Source organism: Cloacibacillus porcorum (assembly GCF_001701045.1).
GTDB lineage: Bacteria > Synergistota > Synergistia > Synergistales > Synergistaceae > Cloacibacillus > Cloacibacillus porcorum.
The window spans coordinates 2,576,331-2,597,891 of the sequence record NZ_CP016757.1 but is presented as its reverse complement, the minus strand read 5'-3'; the positions used below and the strand labels follow the sequence as shown (position 1 = coordinate 2,597,891).

At 48.2% G+C, this 21,561-nt stretch carries 20 protein-coding genes; 17 read left to right on the top strand and 3 right to left on the bottom strand.

Going from position 1 to position 21,561, the window contains the following annotated elements; all coding sequences use genetic code 11:
- Window positions 1–7: 7 nt before the first annotated feature.
- The 7 genes from BED41_RS11845 to BED41_RS11815 all read left to right on the top strand — a co-directional run bounded on the left by BED41_RS11845 (window position 8) and on the right by BED41_RS11815 (window position 9,364).
- Window positions 8–1,477 carry an FAD-dependent oxidoreductase gene (locus tag BED41_RS11845; RefSeq protein ID WP_066746528.1) on the top strand — a complete coding sequence of 490 codons (1,470 nt, stop codon included), beginning with the start codon at window positions 8–10 and terminating at the stop codon, window positions 1,475–1,477.
- A gap of 385 nt (window positions 1,478–1,862) precedes the next feature.
- Entirely contained in the window at window positions 1,863–2,909 is a 1,047-nt protein-coding gene (gene dctP / locus BED41_RS11840; RefSeq protein WP_066746524.1) for a TRAP transporter substrate-binding protein DctP, read from the top strand.
- 190 nt (window positions 2,910–3,099) lie between these two features.
- Window positions 3,100–3,540, top strand: a complete 441-nt coding sequence (locus BED41_RS11835) for a TRAP transporter small permease (protein ID WP_168160268.1) — start codon at window positions 3,100–3,102, stop codon at window positions 3,538–3,540.
- A gap of 2 nt (window positions 3,541–3,542) precedes the next feature.
- The gene (locus tag BED41_RS11830; protein WP_066746518.1) at window positions 3,543–4,838 is read left to right on the top strand and encodes a TRAP transporter large permease; all 1,296 of its coding nucleotides are present in this window, start codon (window positions 3,543–3,545) and stop codon (window positions 4,836–4,838) included.
- Between the two features lie 198 nt (window positions 4,839–5,036).
- Complete coding sequence (locus BED41_RS11825) at window positions 5,037–7,412, top strand: glycyl radical protein (protein ID WP_066746516.1); 2,376 nt, start codon at window positions 5,037–5,039, stop codon at window positions 7,410–7,412.
- 20 nt (window positions 7,413–7,432) lie between these two features.
- Window positions 7,433–8,344, top strand: a complete 912-nt coding sequence (locus tag BED41_RS11820) for a glycyl-radical enzyme activating protein (RefSeq protein ID WP_066746513.1) — start codon at window positions 7,433–7,435, stop codon at window positions 8,342–8,344.
- Window positions 8,345–8,497: 153 nt separating this feature from the next.
- Window positions 8,498–9,364 (top strand): MurR/RpiR family transcriptional regulator, encoded by an 867-nt coding sequence (locus BED41_RS11815; RefSeq protein WP_084002436.1) that lies wholly within the window; start codon window positions 8,498–8,500, stop codon window positions 9,362–9,364.
- Window positions 9,365–9,380: 16 nt separating this feature from the next.
- Here the strand turns inward: BED41_RS11815 and BED41_RS11810 are convergent, their stop codons facing one another.
- On the bottom strand, window positions 9,381–10,271 hold the full coding sequence (locus tag BED41_RS11810; RefSeq protein ID WP_066746507.1) for a LysR family transcriptional regulator: 891 nt from the start codon (window positions 10,269–10,271) through the stop codon (window positions 9,381–9,383).
- Between the two features lie 244 nt (window positions 10,272–10,515).
- Between BED41_RS11810 and BED41_RS11805 the strand changes: the two genes are divergently transcribed.
- From BED41_RS11805 to BED41_RS11790, 4 genes are all read left to right on the top strand, one after another.
- Window positions 10,516–11,298 (top strand): NAD(P)-binding domain-containing protein, encoded by a 783-nt coding sequence (locus tag BED41_RS11805; RefSeq protein ID WP_168160267.1) that lies wholly within the window; start codon window positions 10,516–10,518, stop codon window positions 11,296–11,298.
- Window positions 11,299–11,503: 205 nt separating this feature from the next.
- Window positions 11,504–12,517: a nucleoside hydrolase gene (locus BED41_RS11800; protein ID WP_168160266.1), complete on the top strand. Its 1,014-nt coding sequence runs from the start codon at window positions 11,504–11,506 to the stop codon at window positions 12,515–12,517.
- Window positions 12,518–13,084: 567 nt separating this feature from the next.
- Window positions 13,085–13,264, top strand: coding sequence for a hypothetical protein (locus BED41_RS16650; protein ID WP_066746494.1), 180 nt, complete (start codon window positions 13,085–13,087; stop codon window positions 13,262–13,264).
- Window positions 13,265–13,727: 463 nt separating this feature from the next.
- Entirely contained in the window at window positions 13,728–14,012 is a 285-nt protein-coding gene (locus BED41_RS11790; RefSeq protein WP_157102342.1) for a helix-turn-helix domain-containing protein, read from the top strand.
- A 120-nt stretch (window positions 14,013–14,132) separates the two neighbouring features.
- On the opposite strand, the gene BED41_RS11785 is transcribed toward BED41_RS11790, so the two are convergent.
- The gene (locus tag BED41_RS11785; protein WP_066746490.1) at window positions 14,133–15,029 is read right to left on the bottom strand and encodes a MurR/RpiR family transcriptional regulator; all 897 of its coding nucleotides are present in this window, start codon (window positions 15,027–15,029) and stop codon (window positions 14,133–14,135) included.
- Between the two features lie 292 nt (window positions 15,030–15,321).
- Here BED41_RS11785 and BED41_RS11780 point away from each other — a divergent pair, with 292 nt between their 5' ends.
- Entirely contained in the window at window positions 15,322–16,830 is a 1,509-nt protein-coding gene (locus BED41_RS11780) for a sodium/proline symporter (RefSeq protein ID WP_066746488.1), read from the top strand.
- A 66-nt stretch (window positions 16,831–16,896) separates the two neighbouring features.
- Here BED41_RS11780 and BED41_RS11775 read toward each other — a convergent pair whose 3' ends face one another.
- Window positions 16,897–17,799 (bottom strand): MurR/RpiR family transcriptional regulator, encoded by a 903-nt coding sequence (locus tag BED41_RS11775; RefSeq protein WP_066746484.1) that lies wholly within the window; start codon window positions 17,797–17,799, stop codon window positions 16,897–16,899.
- A 295-nt stretch (window positions 17,800–18,094) separates the two neighbouring features.
- Between BED41_RS11775 and BED41_RS11770 the strand changes: the two genes are divergently transcribed.
- The 5 genes from BED41_RS11770 to BED41_RS11750 are packed head-to-tail and all read left to right on the top strand — an operon-like array spanning window position 18,095 to window position 21,505.
- Entirely contained in the window at window positions 18,095–18,418 is a 324-nt protein-coding gene (locus BED41_RS11770) for a (2Fe-2S)-binding protein (protein WP_066746482.1), read from the top strand.
- A 2-nt stretch (window positions 18,419–18,420) separates the two neighbouring features.
- Entirely contained in the window at window positions 18,421–19,509 is a 1,089-nt protein-coding gene (locus BED41_RS11765; protein WP_229712302.1) for an NAD(P)/FAD-dependent oxidoreductase, read from the top strand.
- Window positions 19,509–20,012, top strand: coding sequence for a 4Fe-4S dicluster domain-containing protein (locus BED41_RS11760; RefSeq protein ID WP_066746479.1), 504 nt, complete (start codon window positions 19,509–19,511; stop codon window positions 20,010–20,012). The genes BED41_RS11765 and BED41_RS11760 overlap by 1 nt, the downstream gene beginning before the upstream one ends.
- Window positions 20,013–20,342 carry a (2Fe-2S)-binding protein gene (locus BED41_RS11755; RefSeq protein WP_157102341.1) on the top strand — a complete coding sequence of 110 codons (330 nt, stop codon included), beginning with the start codon at window positions 20,013–20,015 and terminating at the stop codon, window positions 20,340–20,342.
- A complete protein-coding gene (locus BED41_RS11750) occupies window positions 20,339–21,505 on the top strand; it encodes an NAD(P)/FAD-dependent oxidoreductase (RefSeq protein WP_066746477.1) in 1,167 nt (388 codons plus the stop codon). The genes BED41_RS11755 and BED41_RS11750 overlap by 4 nt, the downstream gene beginning before the upstream one ends.
- Window positions 21,506–21,561 lie beyond the last annotated feature (56 nt).

Below are 21,561 nucleotides of genomic sequence, written 5' to 3'. Positions count from 1 at the left end.
ACGGCTGATGGCGAATGTTGTGATAATAGGCAGCGGCGGCGCAGGTCTTACCGCGGCGATCGCCGCGCGCCGCGCGGGAGCCGACGTTATGGTCATATCCAAGACGGCCGCGGCCGTCGCCTCCTGTACGGCCTATTCCGCGGGACTTTTTTCTCTGGCCTGCGGCGGCGTTTCGCCTCGGGATCAGTACGAGAAACTCTTAAAGACGGGATACCGTCTCAACGACCGCGCCCTGCTTGAAACGCTGACCGAAGAGAGCTGCGCCGCGCTTGAAGAGATCGCCTCCTTGGGCGTGACGCTCGAATTTCAAAAAGGACGCGCGAGCGCCCGCGCCACCGCGAAGAACGAGCTCATGGGCGGCAGCGGACTCGTGGAGCAGCTGGTGCGGATCGCGAAAGAGTGTGGCGTCAAGTTTATTGAATGGTCCGTCGCACGCGAGATATTTACCTGCGGAGGACGTGCCCGCGGAGTCTCCGTAACGAACTGGCGCGGCAGACGGAGCCTCGCGCTCCCGGCGGACGCCGTAGTACTCGCTACCGGGGGAGCCGGACGCATCTACAGCCATACCGACAACCCAGAACGCATGACCGGCGACGGCTACGCGCTCGCGCTTGCCGCGGGACTTAAACTGCGGGATATGGAATTCGTTCAGTTCTATCCTGTCGGCTGGGCGCAGGAGAACTTTCCCATGTGGATGGCGGACACCACTCTCGGAGATTTCATCCGCGTCACTGACGCGGAGGGAAGGGAATTTCTTCCCGATGCCTACCGCGAGTGGGGCGTGAAGGACGGCAAAGAGTGCAACTACTTTGCCCGTGACAAACTCTCGCTGCTGCTCGCGCGTAAAGACCGCGAAGGCGGGGTCTTCGCCCACATTGAGGAGACGCCTGCGGCGCTGTGGGACGACCCCGGATTTCTCTACGCACTCACGCTGCCGCGGGAATTTTTTATGGGACGCAAAGAGCCGCTGCGCATCGCGCCGCTGGAACACTATTTCTGCGGCGGCGTCGAGATCGGAACCAGCGGCGAGACCGGTGTGGAGGGACTTTACGCCTGCGGCGAAGTGACCGGCGGCATCGACGGCGCGAACCGTATGGGCGGAAACGCGCTCGCGCACATCGTGACCTTCGGACTGCGTGCGGGCCGCGCGGCGGCCAAACATCCGCATGAGATGCCGAAAGAATTTCCCGCAAGAGAGGCGGGTGAGCTTCTTTCCGCGGACGGCCGCCCCGTCGCCGAAATCCGCAGAGAGCTGCAAAGAAAAGCCTGGCAGTCGATCGGCCCCATCCGCCGCGCGGACGAAATATCGGATTTCCTTCTATATATAGAAAGTATCAAAAAAGAGAAGCTAAAGGCGGAGACCCCGCAGGAGCGCCTTCTGGCTCTGGAAATGCCCGGACTCACCGCAAGCGCCGAAGCGGTGGCAAAGGCCGCGCTGGCAAGAAAAGAGTCGGTGGGGGCGCATTATATCGTTTGATTGCTTTTTCCTAAGTATTGTATATTAGCTGTCCATTTATGCGTCAATTTATAGATATATTCTTTGTTTTTAATGTAAATCAGATCCAGCCACGATAAGTTTCGTGGCTGGATCTCTCTTTATGCCTATTTTTTATGGTAAATGACAATTATATAGTGTATATACAAAATTATAAGTAAATAATTTTATAAAAAAAATATTGAAAAAATAATTTCGTTGTGATAGTATCATTAATAGCGAATGTTCAATGAATTTTTACAATTGCATAAGGGGGTGTCCGGTAAGATTCTATCGTACTTGCGTTTTTGAGCGTGTGCGTGTTGTTGCGCTATCTCTGAGTCTGGAAGTAGGAAGGTTTTGTTAGTAAAAACAGGAGGTGCTTTTTGTGAAGTGTAATACTAAAAATATCGTAGTAATTATCAGTGTGTTTATTGTCTCTTTTGTAATATTAACCATAAATTGTGATGCTGCTTATGCAAAAAGACGCTTAAAATTTTACGCACCATATCCGGCAGACAGTTATACAAGCCAGGCGCTTGAAGAGTTAACAAAGATGATAAAAGAAAAGACAGACGGAGAGATAGATTTTAAAGTTTTTCCTTCAGGACAGCTCTGCACGTATGAAGATTCGATAGAAGAAGTTAGAGCTGGTACTATCGACGCTTCTTTTACGTGGCTGACAAAAAGATATCACCCGAAACTCGATATAGGAAACCTTCCCGGGTTATGCACCAACGGATTCCCGGAATATGAGCTTATGTTTCTTGATTCCAATTCTCCATTTTGCAAACTCATTGAGCAATACTCTAATGAGGCTGGTTTTGTGAGCCTCGGTGGCTGGGTTGACCCCAGAATAGGATTTATTCTCAGTAAAATCCCGCAAAATGTCAAAAATAATGAAAAAAAGAATATCTCCTTGAGGGTACCGGCGATGCCGTCTGTAAGAGATATGGCGGGCGTGATGGGGTATAACACCGTAACGATGGATTATGCCGAGGTTTTCAGTGCCATCCAAACTGGACAGATAGACGGAGCGTCAAATATTCCCGCGGAGGACGCCTATCTGCAGGCTCGGGACATGATCAAATGCTTTGACGCCAATAACATGGGATCGACGCCGGGGTGGCTGATTATCAACAAGGACCTATGGGAGTCCTTTGGAGAGAAAAACCGCAAAATCGTCCAGGAATGCATAGCGGTACAGCTGAAAAAATGGGTCCCAGTAGCCAGAACCATCGAGGAAAAATACGAGAAGAAACTTGAGGAACATGGCGTAAAGGTCATTAAGTACTCCACCGAAGAATGTATAAAGCGCAGCGCGGAAGTCAGGGCTAAAGTATGGCCGAAGTATGCCAACGTTTACGGTAAAGACACCCTTAAAATGCTTGAAGAAGCTGTGATCAGCAATCAGAAGAAACTGTCGGGCAAATAGCTGAAGAAACTATAGAAATGTCCGGTATCTGTTCAGTCAGTCTCTTGCCGAACAGGTGCCGGACAGGAAACGGATGGTGATAATCACAATGCAGAGGACAGTAAGACATTGTTTGGATAAATTAAGAGCCTCACTGTTTTGGCGGGGGCTTTTAAAAGTACAGGAAATAATTCTTTTTCTCACGAGCTGTATGATGATAGGGATACTTGGCGCGGTCGTCGTCTGCCGCTATGTGCTTAGAGTGGATCTCTTTGGATACGACGAGATCGTGATGATATCGGCATTTTGGATGTACTTCATTGGAAGTTCATACGCGATGGAAAAACGCGAGCATGTCAGGGCAGATATTCTGGAAAGACTACTTCCACCGAGAGGGAAAAGGTACCTTCGCATCTTCGCAAATCTGCTGCAATCCCTTGTCGCGATAGAGACGGTACACCTCTCTGTTGCCTATGTAATCAACGGGTTCAAAATTTGGCCGACGACGTCTGCATGGGGACTTCCTCTGATGACGTCGATGAGTGCGGTCACTGCCGGTTTTGTACTGATGGCGCTCTATGTAATAGTACAGTTCCTTGAAGAGATAACGACGCCTGTCAACGAGTCATCGCCTGCGAAAGGAGAGTTGTAGCTATGCTTCCGTTTGCGATATTGGTGATAATCTTAGGCCTGCTTATAGGGATGTATCTCCCCTATGTCTTTGTATTGGCGGCTCTTTTCCTGATACATTCGATAGGTTATGAGGACAGCTTCCTCATGAAATATGGATACAGCGTCTGTAATTCGCTGGTGCTGCTTTGCGTGCCGCTCTTTATTGCGGTTGGTCTGGTTATGGAGCGAAGAGGTATTGGCAAATGTCTCGTTAACTTTGTTGGAATCTTTGTCGGACGTATAAAGGGAGGCCTTGCGATTGTCGCCGTAGTTGCCTGCGCGGCTTTTGGGTCGATAGCTGGGAGTAGTCTTGCGACTCTCTCGTGTATAAGTAGCATCATGCTTCCGCGTTTTGAAGAGTCCGGATACCCTAAGGCTTACGTTGCCACGCTGCTTACGAGCGCCTGTCCTCTGGGGCTGCTCATACCTCCAAGCGCCCACATGATACTTTATTCATGGGCCGGGCGGCAGCCGCTTCTCGCCTGTTTCCTGGCCACCGTCGGGCCAGGAATAATGCTGGTCATCATGCTTTCCATAGTCAGTCTGATCATCATGAGGAACGATCCCAACATAAAGGTACGTCCTAAGATGCCGGCGAGAAACTTTATAAAAATGGCAAAGGACGATACCTTTGCCGCTGTACCCGCGCTTCTGATGCCGGTGATAGTCCTCGGAGGTATATACAGCGGAACGTTTACTCCTACTGAGGCTGCCGCGATTGCGATAATTTATTCCGTGCCGGTTGGATTTTTCATCTATAAGCAATTAACGATGAAGAAGCTTTATCACACATTTGTGGAGACGGCTTCGACCACAGGTGTGATCATGGTAATGATATTCTGTGTCATGATGCTGAGCCGTATATACATAATGGAGGATATGCCGGGGATGATCTCAGATTTCCTGAGAAGTTTTTCCGATGATAAGACGATAATCCTGCTGGGTGTCAATATTGTGATCCTTATTATGGGTATGATAATGGACGATACAAGCTGCCTCCTTTTGGGAACGCCGATCCTGCTGCCGGTAGTGCAGAGTTTTGGCGTAGACCCGATACATTTTGCTGCGATAATGGGCGTAAATGTGGCGATTGGCTTGCTGACACCCCCCACCGCCCCAGCGCTCTATTTCGGTATTCAGGTTACAAAAACACCGCTGTCGGCGATGCTGAAGCCAAATATGATCTTATTAGTTACATGCTGGCTGCCTACTCTAATAGCAGTCACCTATTTTCCAGACCTGGCACTATGGCTGCCGCGGCTAGTACTTGGTAACTAGGACAATACCGGTATATGGGCTGTTTTATAAATTCGGCGTGAAGAAAATGGGCTTCTCTTAAAGGTGACAGGTGTGTAAATGCCTCATAGGAGTGTCATTAATGTTAAAAAATGTTTTCAATATAGACAAGGTGGTTTTGATAAAAAACAACGTCTTTGATGAAGAAATTAAACAAGAAATGAGCAGGAGGAATATGCAATGGAGAAAGAATATATGAAACGAATAGAATATCTTAAAAACAGGGTGATCGCAATCCGCCCCGAGGTTGACCTTGAGCCGGCGGTACTGCTGACAAAGAGTTTTAAAAGTACAGGTGGTCAGCCCTGGGTTTTACGTAAGGCGAAGGGCGTCAAATATCAGTGTGAGAATAAAAGCGTTACGATATGGCCGAAGGAACTGATCGTGGGGTGCTCCGGCAGCAAAATCCGCGGCGGCATCGTCTCCGCCGACAGCTGCTGGTCCGTACTTGACCAGGAGCTTGAAACGATAAGCACAAGGAGTTACGATCCCTTCTTTATTTCAGAGGCGGAGAAGGAGATATTTCTCAGAGAGATAAAACCATTCTGGGAGGGGCGCTCGATTTTTGAGGAGTGGGTCGCGCAGATACCGGAGGATGTAAGAAATCTTAAGGATAACGGCGCGATCTTCATTGACCGCAAGTTTGTCCGAGGCTGGGGAGAGGTTACCGCCGGTTATACCGACGTCATAAACGAGGGAATACTATCCATTTGCAGACGCATAAAAGAGAAAATGGCGGTTCTCGATACCACGATTCCAGGTGATTATGAAAAAGAGATCTACTACAAAGCTCTTCTGGCCACAGCTGAAGGTGTGATCGCGCTTGCCGAACGCTATTCCGCTGAGGCTGCGCGCCTCGCAGCGACTGAGGAAGACGCGGAGAGGAGGGCGGAACTGCTGGAGATATCGCGGATATGTGCGAAGGTACCGGCATATCCGGCTGATAGCTTTTATGAGGCTGTCCAGTCTGCCTATCTCTACCACATTGTGATCGTGATGGAGCAGAACGCAGCCAGTTACAATATGGGCAGGATGGACCAATATCTCTACCCCTTCTACAATGCGGATCTGGAGGCTGGCAGGATCACCGAAGAAAAGGCGCAAGAGCTGCTGGATTGCCTGTGGGTCAAACTCTCGGAGCCCTGTCTATTTCAGGACTGTATCTCCGCTCAGTTTTCCGCCGGTTACCCGATGTTCCAGAATATCTGCGCGGGCGGTGTCGATCATACCGGCGGCGACGCGGTGAATGACCTCTCTTACATGCTGCTACAGGCGACGATGGATGTGCAGCTCTATCAGCCCTCTCTCTCCGTCCGCTACAGTATGGCTAAGAATCCCAACAGTTTTCTTAAGAAGGTTGTGGAGCTCATCAAGCTTGGCACAGGTTTCCCCGCCTTCCATTGCGATGAGGTGGGTACGGCAATGATGATGAACAAGGGGGTGCCGCTGCGTGAAGCCTATAACTGGAATCCCTGTGGCTGTGTGGAGACGAATCTTGAGGGTAAGATGTGCGGCTTTACCGCCTTTGCGGATCTCAACCTTGGTTCGATGGTGGAGCTTGCTCTGCTTAACGGATCCTCCAGGAAATATGGTAGGTTTGTCTCGTTGGAGACTGGAGACCCGACGAAATTCGAGACCTATGATGAATTCGAGGCTGCCGTCAAAGAGCAGATAAATTATGGTATCAGATGTATTGTTAAGGGAAGCCATATCGTTGACTATGTCAGTAAAAGAAGGCCTGTACCTACCCTTTCGCTGACGCACCGCGAATGTGTGGAGAACGCAGTTGACTATGCGGATGGCGGCGCCAAGTATCATGTTGGGAACGGTATCGACATGATCGGTGTCGCGGACCTCATAAACAGCCTCGCGGCGGTAAAGACTCTCGTCTTTGATGAAAAGAAGCTTTCCATGCGCCGGTTGCTTGGCGCCATGGCCGATAACTTTGCGAATGAGCCGGAGATACATAAGCTCTGCCTTGACGCCCCGAAGTATGGCAACGATATCGGCTGGGTTGACAGGATGGGTGCGGAGCTGTTCACCTATATCGCCGACGAGATCGAAAGTTATAAGAGCCACAGGGGAACGATGAGTCCAGGTATCCTGCCCGTATCCGGCAACACTCCATTCGGTCTTGAGGTTGGCGCGCTGCCTTCGGGGCGCGTCGCCTGGAAGCCGCTCAGCGACGGTCTGAGTCCTATGTGCGGCACGGATATGGAGGGGCCTACCGCGATACTCAAGTCAATATCAAAGATACCTCATGACCGTTTTATGCAGGGTACCCTGCTGAACATGAAGATTATGCCGGATTTCCTTGACAGCGAGGATGGCGTTGCCGCAATGATGAGCCTGCTGAAAGGGCTCTGCTCGCTGGGAGTATTCCATGTACAGTTCAACGTTGTGGATCAGGAAAAACTTCTTGACGCCCAGAGGCATCCCGAAAATTATAAGGGGCTGCTTGTGCGGGTGGCCGGTTATACGGCCTTCTTTGTGGAGCTTGATAAGAACGTTCAGGACGATATCATTGCCAGAACTACCATTGCCAATGTGGCTTAGAAGGCGGAACAAAGGCTCCTATGACTGTTATGGGGAAGGTCCTGCGTATAGAGCGTTCTTCAAATAAAGACGGCGCGGGGCTGAGGACGGTGGTATTCCTTAAAGGATGTCCGCTCCGGTGTGAATGGTGCTCAACGCCGGAATCGCAGAGCGCGTCTTATGAGGTAGGTTTTTTACGCTCCCTCTGCATAAAGTGTGGCGAGTGCGCCAAGGCCTGTCTGCACGGGTTGATCCATTTCGATGCTGTGGACGGCGTCTCTGCGGAGCCACTTGGATGCGCCGGCTGTGGCCGCTGTAAAACCGCCTGTACCCGCAGCGCGGTTCGGATATACGGCAGGGAGATGTCTTCGGATGAGCTTATGGAGGAGATTGTAAAAGACGACGTCTTTTTTCACCACGGAGGAGGCGTCACTCTGAGCGGTGGTGAAGTCCTGTCGCAGCCGGACTTTGTCATGGATATCCTCAAGAGATGCCACGGTTTTGGAATAGATGCCGCCATGGAAAGCTGCGCTTTTGCTAAGTGGGGTGTCCTCGCCCCAATGTTGGATTACCTTTCCAGCATATTCATTGATGTTAAGATAATGGACCCGGTGAAGCACGAAAGTTACACCGGCGCGGGCAATGCTCTGGTCCTGGACAACATTGTGCGGATCGACAGTTCGGGCAAAACAAAGCTGACCATCAGAGTACCCTTCATCCCGACTGTGAACGACGATGTTGAAAACTTTGAGATGCTGGCATATTTCTGCTCAGGGCTCAGGAATTTGCTGGCTATAGAAATTTTGCCGTACCACCGGCTTGGCTTGGAGACATACCGTAATTTAGGCAGGCCGGTGCCGTTTCCTGAGATTTTTCCGCCGCGGCGGGAGGAGATCGAAGATAAAATTGTTCCGCTTAAGCGGCTGAAAAACGCTGTAGTCCGCATCGGATAAGATATTCATATCAAAAAACAAAGTGCCGTTTTCTTTCATCATTGATTTTAAGAAAGCGGCATTTCTTATTGACTTCAAAGATGGGCCACAGTATCATTTATATGTAATGGATTATCAGAATTTTTAATAACATTTAAGGGTGAATGACTGTAAATGAGTATCAGCGAAAAAATTTTATCTATCTCAGCCACATTGAGCAAAAAGCAGAATCTATTGGGAAAATTCATTCTTGATAACATCTCCGATGTGGCTCTCATGAACGCACCACAGATAGCCAGAGAGGCTGGCGTCAGCGAAGCCACGCTTACTCGCTTTGTCTACACGCTGGGTTTCAACAGCTTTTCAGAATTTTTGCTGGAACTGCGCAAGGAGACGATAACCGGCAAGGGAATCCAGTTTCGACAGGAGCCCTATTCCGAGGCCAATGGCCTGATCTACCGCCGGATCTTCGATATGGAGATAGAACTGATGAAGGAAACGCTGAACAATATCGACCCAGATACTTTTGACAAAGCGGTAACCATGCTTTCCGAATGCGACCATCTGCTTCTCGTCGGTGGGCCAATCCATTATTTTCTGACACTGTACGCCTTTAATTTCATGTGTGCTTTCCGTGATAATGTACATATAGTGCGGCAGGTGGACATGTCGTTTATCTCATTGCTGGGTGCCGCCGGCCCGAAGTCAGCCGCGCTCGTCTTCAGCTATCCACGTTATTCAAGTGAAGTGCAGAAGATAACGGGGATACTTGCCGAAAAGAGGGTGCCAATAATAGGAGTCACCGACAGCAAGCTATCGCCGATTGTCCCGCTGTCTCAGCTGACCCTCATAACGCCGCAGAAGTATGTGATTCTCGCGGACGCGAACGCTTCGGCGCTGACGATGATCCATGCGCTGATGGTCGCTATGTACAGAAAGCATCCGGACAAAATAAAGGGGATGCTGGAAGAATACGAGCGGAACGTCCTTACTGCCGACATGTTCGTCTACAAAGATTATAACTTCGTAAAAAGGCTGTAAGATTGCCATCCGCTCCTTACTTGGGAGCGGATGAGTCCTGTATCAGTCTGATGAAGGCCTGCATTTGCGGGGTGACGAACTTATTTTTATGATAGACTAGCTGGCTCCACAGATTTATTGCGTCGTATCTTACGTTCAGCACGGAGAGCTCTCCTCTGGCGATGCTTTCGTGGAGGACATAGTCGGGAATGAAGGATACTCCCATACCCCTCTTCAAAAGGCGCAGCACGACCTCCAAGTTATCGATCTCCAGTATGGGAACCAACTCAATATCATTTTTGGCCGCCTCATGGTCAAGCTCCTGCCGGTATATCGCGTCACGTTCCGTGAGAATCAGCGGCTCTTGGGCGATCTCCGCCAGCGAAATGCTGCCTGCGGCGCAAAGCGGGTTGGCGGGGCTTGTCACGAAGTTCATGCTTACTGGCGATGTACAGGCACGTATGCAGTCCTTATGATAGATGACGCTGTCCAAAAGATAGATGATGTCCAGCTCGTTCTGCCGCAGCATTCGATAGAGGGCCGCGCCGGTCGCTGATTTTATCTCGATCTTTACCTCCGGATACATACTGTGATATTGCGGCAGCAGGTCCGCTATCTTCCAGATAAACAGAGATTCCAGCACCCCAAGCCGCAACGTGCCGGTGACGGAGCCGGCGGTGTCTCGCAGAGACATCGTTCTGGCCTCCAGGTGTAGAAATTCGTTGGCGTAGCAGATGAACTCCTCGCCTTTGGGAGTCAGAGAGACGCTTCGCCCTATACGGTCAAAAAGCATAAAGCCGAGCTCGCTCTCGAGCTGCTTTATCTGGATCGTGACCGTCGATTGTGAATAGCCAAGCTCGTTAGCTGCTTTCGTAAAGCTGTTGAGTTCGGCCACACGAAGAAAGGTGTTGATATTTTTTAGCTCCATCGGCCTTTTTCTCCCGCTTCGTTAAGGAATATGTTGACATAAATAGATTCTAGCTCCATTGATTAAAGATATCAATATATACATTTAAAATCATTCATGTTGTGAATCTTTTATAATTGCTTTGATGTAAAAAGAAGAAAAAATTTCTTGAAAATATAATAAAAAGAAATATAATCTATATATCTACTAGAAGATAATACCATTTTGCAAAGCTGCGAAAATGGTCACGAGAGGGAGGATCACTATGTCGGTAAATGTTGACGCTGGGTTTATTGGAACTGGAGGAATTGCCACGGCTTTGGCCAGAGGACTGTGTGCGTCGCCGGAATTTCAGGGCGTTGTCCATGTTTTTGACATTGATGCGGAAAGAACACGCTCGCTGAAAGAGGAATTTCCCACAAAGATCGTCGTCGCGGCCTCCAACCAGGAGCTGCTCAACAATGCGGAGGTCGTATTTCCCACGCTTCTTCCTGACGTTCTTGAACGGGTTGCGCCATCGCTGAATTTCAGGGAGCAAAATCACATAATTCATATCGCGGCGGGCACCAAGCTCTTGAAGGTCGTACCATGGTTTTCTCCGGCAAAGAGCGTGGTTAGGGCGGTGCCGCTTCCCTTTGCTGCTAAGCGTACCGGCCCGGTAGTTTTCTTCGGTGACGATGCGCTATGCGAGAGGCTGCTCTCTCTTTTGGGGACCGTAGTGAAGGTGAGGACGGAGAAGGATCTTGAGGTGCTGGCCTCAGTCACGGGAGTGATGGTTCCATATTATGGACTTGTGGGTGAGATTGTCCGGTGGTGCATGACAAAGGGGCTGGATTTCAAAAACGCCATTGACTATACCTGCTATATGAACGAAGCGCTTTCGATGCTGATGCGGCAGGAGTGCAGCGAGGATATTGAGGCGTTTATGTCGGCAGCCGCCACGCCCGGCGGCATGAATGAACTTGCGTGGAACGAGATGATAGCAACCTCCGCCTATCTGCCGTGGCGGGATTCACTGGAAAAGATTGGCAGGCATTATAGCCTGTAGAAATCTTGCTAAATAAATACACAGATCCGGTTATTACTGGATAATTAAAAGTTAAACGGCCATCTGCTGAGTGTATAATATCGTAGGAAAAAGATGAGGCGGGTGGAGATTAATGATTTACGGTAATAATCATATTTTAGATTTCTTATGTATCCTATTTATCATTGCTTTTTTTACAAAGACGGCGGCAGCTGGCGTTACGTGTGTGGAAAAAGAGCTGGTTATCCTGGACTCCGACATGGTGGAGATATATGACGACGGAATGGCGATGGCGATGTTGGCCCTGTCGCCCAAAGTAGAACTGCTTGGCGTCAGCGTTGTGGCGGGCAATACCTGGGTGGAGGAGGGGACCGCCTTTGCTCTTCGCCAGCTGGAGGGAATAGGCAGGGCGGAGACGATACCGGTAGCAATGGGAGTTAATCACCCGCTTCGCGGCGGCCGTCTCGCCAATATGAAGGAGGAACGCGAGCTCTTCGGTTTCGGGCGTGACAACTGGCAGGGAGCGGGAGGATATCCCAGGCCCGAATCATGGCGTGCCGTCTATAAGAATACCTATAGGCTTGAACCTCAGTCCGCCCCGCTCGGAGAACACGCGGCAGATTTTATCATTGAGCAGGTGAAGAAATATCCAGGCAGGGTGACAATAGCGGCGATCGGTCCCTGCGGCAACATCGCCGAGGCGGTACGTAAAGCGCCGGAGATAGTTCCTCTCGTAAAACGTGTCGTCTATATGGGCGGCGCCTTCTTTCAGGAGGGCAATGTGACGCCTGCCGCGGAATTTAACTGCTGGTTCGACCCGGAGGCGGCAAAGATCGCCCTCAGAAGTCCTTTTAAAGAGCAGATAATCGTGCCTCTCGACGTCTGCGAAAAGGTGAAGCTTTCCGCCAAGAGATATGCCGAAACGGAAGAGAATATAAAAAATCCCGTCTTCCTTGAAATGGTGCACCGTAATTTCCGCTATGAAAAATTCAAAACAGAGCCGGATTATGTCACCTATATATGGGACACGATCGTCTCCGCGATAATCATCGACCCAACGGTAATTACGGAGGAGATCACCCTGCCGGTCGACGTCAACGATGACTATTCTCTCTCTTACGGACAGACGCTGGCCTTCAAAGGAGGCGCCCCCAGAGGGGCACAGTCTGCACGCATCGTGCTCTCCGTTGATGAAGATAAGCTTTGGAAGATGATATTTAATAGCTGTAACGCCCTCTAGCGATGAGAATTCTTGCGTAAGAATATATAAATAATATTGACGTTTCCGATAAACCATCTTTTTATTTACACCTGGGATGGCTATCATGTAGCCTAGGACATCGATAGAACTTGACCCGTCGCTGAAGGACATCAGTTCTTTGTGAGTGTTGCTTACCAGCTCTCCTAAGCCGACGCTTTTCATCAACAGAAACGGTACGGCGACCAACATGGAGTGGAGATAAAGTGCACTGACTACATCGGTGTAGGTGACGGATGTCAGTCTGCCTGTGGTCTAGAATAAGACGATGACTACTGCAGCAGGGATTGTACCGGTGCCTACTGGCGCATTGGCTACCATATTAAGTACGTAGTCTGCCCCCCCCCTGTTGTGCGAAGTAAAATACATGATAATGAACTTGGTTTGTCGCTAATGGAACATTATATTAGAAAAATATAATTTATTTTAATATATAGTTAAAAATATTTTTTCTACGGTCACTGCTTTGAAAATGCGCTATACTATGTATATGGTGAATTTGTTCATAAATTCACATGTATAAAATAACAATATTGGAGGTGTTTCGCCGTGAGCGAAAAAGAGGCAATAATTAATAAAAAAATAGTGTGCAAGGAGAGGACTACCATATTTAGTGAGAAACTGGTATTGGGCTCACTGATATTTATTCTGTCATTTGTTCTTTTGGCATATCTGTTGGGCAATGCGGAAATTGTGTCGAATCCGCTTGTTCCCAGCAGGATATTCTAATTACAAAAGAATAAAGCAGATAATAACGGGCAAGAGCGATAAGAGAGCTTGTGAGGGGCCGATCCCGCGCAAGCAGATGATAAATAATATCTGTAAATATATGAAAAAGGCGGCAGAGATAAATACTTTGACGCCTTTTTGTGTTAATACAAGGAAATATTTCTTTATTTTTAGCCAAGTTTAATTATTTTATACTTCATGTAAGATATTTTAATAAATATAAACCGATGTTGTCTGTTTGAAAAGGGTGATACGTTTTGAAAAAAGATAGTTATAGTTGACGATCATAAGCTTTTTCTTGAGGGGATGGAGGCATTCTAACTTTGGTAGAAGATTTTGAGATAGTAGAGCACGCGTATAATGCAGAGAGTGCGCTGGATGTTATCAGAATGCTGCAAATCTTGTCATCTATGAATGGCATCGAAGTGACTAAGATCATAAAAAGGAGCTGGCAGACACTAAGGTGCTTATTTTAACGATGCATCTTCACCGGCGCCTGATCATTGAGACTTCTAAAGCCGAAGCAGACGGATATATTTTAAAAGATTCTGAATCCCAAGGGGTTATCGACGCCGCCAGAACGGTCCTCTCGGATCTTATATACCTGAGTCCGGTGGTCAGTACTTTGATTGTCAAGGATTATATACGAAAGCTTGACGTTCCGATTCCAGATTCCGTGCAGCTCAACGATCTTTCAGTCAGAGAAAGAGAGGTGCTTTCTCTTATCTCTGGAGAAAAGAAAACGTAATCTAATAGTTCGAAAACTGAAAGCTTCCATGTATAGATAAACATCTATAAATACAATATGGGAACCCACCTCAATATTGTGACGGGTTCCCATATGATTTTAAAATTCTTATCGTTATGCTTAAAAATCTACCAATTCCAACGAATCTTCCACGTAATAATTATATTCTCTCGTGAACTTATTATAATCCTCGATTCTCTGTTTGATCTTTCTCTTGTCTTTAAGATGTAATCCAAAAGTCAGTGAGTGGATCAGAGCCATAAATGCTGCGTTGGTGTCTATAAACGTAACGTATTTTACCGGAATCTGAAAGAAAATATCGCAATCCGGTACTATTGGGGCCAGAATTGAGTTTGAGATGCCGATTATTTTGAAGCCTTTTTTCTTTATAATATCGACCATTTCCTGTGTTTCGCGTGGATAACGCGGTGTGGTAAATACAATACATACAGTGCCCTCCGGCATACTGTTTACCGTTGCCGCCTCTGAAAGCCCTAATTTTTCTATCAGCTGGACCCTGGGATGTATGACCTGCAGGGCGAAGCCAAGTGCCTGCGTGCAGCACCTGTTGGCGCCGCATCCCAGGATTATGACGGCGGGGGCGTCGTATATCATATCCACGGCCTTTTGATGTTTCTTTGTATCGATTTTAGCCAGAGTATCGCGCATGACCTGCATTTCCAAAGTAAAAATGGCCTGACAGGTATCGTCTGGAAAGACGTACTTTTTATGCTCAAGGTCAAACTTGTCCATGCTTTTGGGCTTTGCCGCCTGGTCGATCTCTTTTCTAAGCGCCGCCATGAATAGAGGAAAACCGTTATATCCGAGCTGGGAAACAAAGCGTACAACCGTTGTCTCGCTGACATCGGCCAGAGAAGCAAGCTCTGTCATCGTTATATATGCCAATGACATGTAATTTTTTTCTATATATTGCGCCAGTTTTAATTGCTTAGGCGATAGATTTCCACTTTTTGCCGCGACTCTTTGTAGCATAGAAGTATTTGTCTCTTTAGCCATGTATAAATCTCTCCGATTTTCCCATATATTATAATTTAATATCTTTTATGGGTTCTTTGTCAAGGAAAAACTGGTGTTAACGCGTAATTTTTTCTTTTATTCTGTGGATATATACATAAAATCGGGAAATTTTTAAGAAGGATAATTTTCTTTTTTTATTATTTATAATTGACAAAAATTCTTTTTATAGTTATTATTCTATAAACCGGTGTTTAAGATGTTCCTATAGGACACGACCTTAGTTTAATTATTGTCAATAAAATTACAAAAATTAAGTAGGGGAGAGTTTGCTATGGAAAATACAACGTTGAATCTGGTAATTCTTCTTGTTTACATGGGAGGACTTATGGGGTTTGGCCTGTATCAGGGGATGAAGGTGAAAAATACTACAGACCTTAATATGGGCGGACGGGCGGTTCCGGGATGGGCCTGTGCTCTTTCAGAGAGAGCCACAGCGGAATCAGCTTGGTGTCTTGTGGGTTTTCCTGGATTTGCTTATGGCAGCGGCCTTGTTTCGATATGGGTGGCGATAGGTTTAGCTCTGGGAAATATATTTGCCTGGACGGCCCTCGCCAACAGGATGAGGAAAGAGGCTGCAAAATATGACGCTCAGACGTATGTTGACTGGATCGTTAAACGTCATGCAAAAAGTAAGGCGGTTACAGCGATCAGACTGTTTGGAAGTTTTGTTGTCATCTTCCTTTTTGCCTTTTATGTTGAGGCTCAGGTCATCGGCGGAGGCAAAACACTCCATACGCTCTTCGGCCTTCCGGTCACAATAGGCATAATTCTCACGATGGTGGTAATTATACCTTACACTGTATGGGGCGGGTTTCAAAGCGTTGTCTATACGGACTGCGTGCAGAGTGTGCTGATGATATTCACGCTTATAGTGGCGCCGCTTTACGGGCTTTACTATATATCGGTGACTCCGGGTGTGTACGCCACTTCGATTACAGAGGCTCTTAAGCTGGCAGGTCCTACGTTTATGGACTGGACGGCCGGTGCGAAGGGGATATTTGCGGGGTTTATGATCGCGAGCAATTTTGCCTGGATAATTGCCTATTTGGGAGGATGTCCTCACCTTACGGTTCGTTTTATGGCGATGAAGGATGACGCCGCGTGGAGGATGGGGCGAAATATCGCCTGTGTCTGGACTGTGCTGGGTTATAGCGGGGCGATCCTTATAGGGCTTGTGGGAATAGCTATATTCGGACCCAGTAATATTAAAGATGCGGAAATGATCATGCCACTGGTTGTTTTAAAGATATTTCCCCCTGCACTCGCGGCTATCTGTGTTACCGGAGCCGTCGCGGCGATGCTTTCGACTGCAGATTCAATGCTCATAGTTACTTCTTCTGAATTCTCGGAGAATATACTGAAACCGATAATAATGAAAGATAAAAAACTGGGTGCAAAAAAAGAGCTGCTCATCTCCCGCTGCGTGACCGTTGTTGTTGGGCTGGCGGCTCTCGCTCTCGCCTTTTTGCTTCCGGACAGCATGGTATATTCGATCGTTTCTTTTGCATGGGCAAGTATGGGCAACCCGTTTGCGGTGGTTACCTGTATGACGCTGCTTTGGGATAAATATACGGGGACTGCGGCCCTTTGGACGATGGTCTTCGGTTTCTTTGGAACTGTGTTGTGGCAGATATCGCCAATGAACGCAATTCTTGACGCGCGGCTTATGGGAGTTTTTCCGGCGTTGTTTGCCGCATATTTTGTTACGAAGCTCACGTATGGCCGCGATAATGTGACGGAAGATGTTTCAGGGGATACGGATATTGTCGGGGAGAATTGATATCGATAAATATTACTGAGAGATAGCTGTGTCGGTTCTTGTTAATGGAGTACGGCACAGCTATTTTTAAAATTCTACGAGGTTTAGTGAATCATTGAGATAATACTCACGCTCTTTTGTGTAACTGTCGTAATCTTTAATTCTCTTTTTTATGTTTTTGGGATCTCTCAAGTATAGACCAAATAAAAGAGAGTGTATCATTGCCATGAATGCGGCGTTGGGATCGCTGAAGGTCACATACTTTATGGGGATCTCAAAGAATATATCGCAGAGCGGTGCTATAGGGGATAGTATGGAATCGGAGAGCCCAATGATCTTTGTCTGTCGCTGCTGCCGTATCTTTTCAAGGATAAACTGCGTGTCTTTGGGATAGCGCGGTGTTGAGAATGCTACGCAGGCGGAGGCTTCCGGTACATCTTGTATGGTATTTCCTTCTGTCGCGCTTATTTGCTCGATGATTTTTACATTTGGACGCATAACTTGAAGTCCATATGCGAGAGCCTGTGAGCAGTAGGTATTTGCCCCAAAACCGACTATTGTCACGGATGGAGCCTGCAGCAGCAGATCCACGGCAGTTGAATGTTTTTCTTTGTCTGCCTTGGCAAGGGTTTCTTTTAGTACCTGCATTTCAAGGTCGAATATAGCTTGGCATGTATCTTCGGGAAATTTGTACTTTTCCTGTTTTAGCTCGAATTTCCCCATGATGCGATTTGTGTCGGTATTTTTTTCGATTTCCTTTCTGAGCGCGAACATGAAATCTGGAAAACCTCCATATCCCAGCGCTGATACTAATCGTAATATTGTCGTATCGCTTATTTTGCTGGCCTGTGCTAATTCCGACAATGTGCAGTAGGCGAGTTTTTGATAATTTTTAACCACATATTGCGCTATCTTTGACTGCTTGGGAGATAAGTGGTCATTAACATCCGCAATTCTCTGCAGCAGTGTTTCGGATTTTCTATTGGCCATTTATGAGAAAACCTCCTTACCAAAGGGCACTTATATTTAAATAGTAAAACACAATTATGTCAAATATATAAAAATTAATAGGTGTAACTATGCAGATATATACTGAAAAATTCAATATTAACTGGAGAATATTTTTCTTTTTTTAATATAGACGGTTGACATTCTCCAATATATCATATAATCTTTTGTTATCGAGTTTAGAAAATAATAATAAGAATATGTAATAAGTTTTATGAAATTGTGCTGTATGTATTTTTATTTAACGCAAGCCCCAAAACAAGGAGAGTGAGGGTAAGTGCAGCTAATAAGCCAACATCCCGTATTGACGTACCAACACGGGAAGAAAGTCAAATTCAGCTTTGACGGCAAAGAATTGGAAGGATTTGATGGTGAGCCGATTGCGATGGCCCTGCATGCGAACGAGGTCTACATCTACAGGGTGACGCCGGAGATGGAGAGGCCCCGTGGTTTCTTTTGTGCGATCGGTAAGTGCAGCTCCTGTTTTATGGTAGTTGACGGTGTTCCTAATGTCAGGACATGTGTCACTCCTCTCAGGGAGGGGATGAAGGTCGAAACCCAGAAGGGCAAGGGCGCGATCCCAATGAAGGAGGAGGCCTAGCGATGGCTGAAATCAAAACCACGGATCTTCTTGTTGTGGGCGGCGGCGCCGCCGGGCTCAGCGCGGCGGCGGAGGCGGCCTCTTATGGAGCTAAGGTCACAGTGCTGGAGAGTGATCTTCACCTTGGCGGACAGCTTGTTAAGCAGACGCATAAGTTTTTCGGCAGCAAGGACGAACATGCGGGAACACGCGGTTATAAGATAGCGGACATTATTTTAAATGAGATACAGGAGTGCGGCGACAAGGTCGAAACATACACAAATACCGCCGCAGTAGGTTATTACAAAAACGATGGCATCGTAACGGTCATGAGGGGCGAAGAGGAATACTTCAAAATCAAGCCGAAGAAGATGATCATGGCGACCGGAGCTCAGGAGCGCATCATACCATTCCCGAACAACGATATCCCTGGCGTTTACGGTGCGGGCGCGGTGCAGACGCTGATGAACGTTTACGGCGTCGTTCCAGGCAGGCGCGTCCTGATGATAGGCGCTGGCAATATCGGTCTTATCGTCAGTTATCAGCTTATGCAGGCAGGGGTTGAGATCGCCGCCGTGCTGGAGGCGATGCCGAAGATAGGCGGTTATTGGGTGCATGCGGCTAAGATCCGCCGCTTAGGGGTTCCGATACTTCTGCGGCACACGATCAAGGCGGCCCTTGGTACGGAGATAGTTGATGGCGCTGTGATACAGGATATCGACACTGGTGAACTCTCGCACGTTGAATGTGACGTGATCTGCCTCGCGGTGGGGCTTACGCCGACGAACGAAATGCTGTGGCAGGCCGGCTGCGAGATGAGATTTATTCCCCAGCTATGCGGGCATGTTCCCCTGCGTGACCCGAAACTTCGTACCAGCCACCCTGACATTTGGATTGCGGGAGACGCGGCGGGTATTGAAGAGGCCAGCGCGGCAATGGTCGAGGGACGTATTTCGGGACTGGCGGCGGCGGAAGCCCTTGGTTTTAAGGTTGATCAGAACCGGTTTGGCGAGTATCAGGAGCGTCTCAATTCTTTGCGCAGAGGCGAAGCCGGTGAGAAGATTCGCAGCGGCCTTGCGCTGGCTCAAGTTGCAGACTGGGGTGATAAGTAATGGAGAATGAAAAACTCTTTAACAGCGGTGTCCTCACCTGCGAGTGCAAGGGGGCCGTACTTCCTCCGAAGGAATTATGGGAGAATAAAAAGGGCGGGCTGGTCATTATAGAGTGCCCTCAGCGTATCCCTTGTAATCCATGCGGCACCAGCTGCCCCACGGGGGCGGTTAAGCCATTTGCCGATATTAATGACAATCCGGATATAGACTATAGCAAATGTACAGGCTGTGGCCTGTGTGTCGCGAAATGCCCTGGACTGGCCTGTTTTGTGATAGATCTTACTTTTGCGTCTGAAAAGGCTCTTATAAAGATGCCGCACGAGATGCTGCCGGTACCTGAAAAGGGTGACAAAGTCTCATGTCTTAACCGGACCGGTGAAATAGTTGCCGAGGGAATTGTCGAAAGCGTAGTGGAACCATTAAAGGATTCAACAAAAGTTTTGCATGTCTCGGTCGATAAAAAGTATGTCGATCAGGTGCGTGCGGTCAGGGTGGTGAAGTAGATGTCTTGCTGCTGTGGTCACGATCACTCAAAGGTTGATTTTGCAAAGATGGAGGAGGATATCGTAATTTGCCGCTGCGAGGAGATAACCCTTAAAGAGCTACGCGAATGGATACCGCGCGGCTATGATACATTTGACGAGCTTAAGCGCCTTCTCCGCGTGGGAATGGGCCCGTGTCAGGGCCGTGGATGCCGGGATATCATACTGCGGGAGATTTCCAGGATGACAGGGGTCCCCGTCTCTGATATTCCGGCAGGAACGATACGTCCCCCAGTAAAACCGATAAAAAGCTCTCTAACCGCTCAGATTAAAGGAGGGGACTTTGAATGACCTGGAAGAGAACAGCCGATGCCGTAGTGATCGGTGGTGGAATGATGGGAATGGCGACCGCCTATTACCTTAAAAAATTGGGAATGAAGGATGTTGTCCTGTTGGAAAAGAATACCGTCGCCTCCGGCGCTACCGGAAGATGTGCGGCGGCTTTCAGGGCTACCTGGGGCGGAGAGCTGAACATAATACTAGGCAAGGCCTGTATTGATAAATATGAGCATCTGGAGGAAGAGCTGGGTATGGATATCGGTCTCTACCAGAACGGGTATCTCTTTATGGCCTATTCCGACGCGCAGCTTGAGAACTTTAAAAAATGTATCGCACTTCAGAATTCTCTCGGTGTTCCCTCTCGGATGCTCACACATGACGACGCACGCGAGCTTTGTCCAGGTATCAACGTCGAAGATGTAAAGGGCTTCTACTGGTATAAGCGCGATGGACACGCCGATCCGATGCTTACTAACTTCGCGCATCAGGAGGCTGCAAAGCGTGAGGGTGTCGTTATTGAAAAGTTTACCGAGGTCACGGGTTTTAAAATGACCGCCGGTGCGGTTAAGGGAGTCTGTACGAATAAAGGTTATATCGATACGGATATTGTGATCAATGCAGCCGGCGCCTGGTCTGGTAAGGTTGCGGCGATGGCTGGACTCAGTATCCCTGTCCACGGCGAACGCCACGAAATTTTTGCGACCGAGCCGGTAGATTTTAATGTCTGCCCAACGTTCCTTATGAGTTACGACCCAGATTTTTACATGCAGCAGCGACCGCACGGCTCCATCATCGCCGGCTGCGGACCACACCGTTACCGTAAAGAGGCGGCACCGTTCAATGACTACGAAATGGGTGACAGCTGGGATTTTCTTGAGCACATGACGGGGATTATGAATCATGTGCTTCCTCGCACAAAGGGAATCAGGGTCGTAAGGCAGTGGTCGGGTATGTACGATATCACGCCGGATATGCAGCCGGTCATAGGTGAAGCCGATGAAATGAAGGGCTTCTGGATGAACGTCTCCGGTTCGCGCGGTTTCATGTTCGGTCCGGTTGCAGGTGAGATGGTCGCCGAGCAGATCCTCTTTGGAAAGACAGAGCTGCCGATTGAGAAGTTCCATTGGAACCGTTACGCAAGAGGCGAATATCTGCTTGATACGGCAATCGCGTAAACAAAGCATTATTTAAAGATACCAATAGAAAAGAACACAAAGCAAAGCACAAAGAG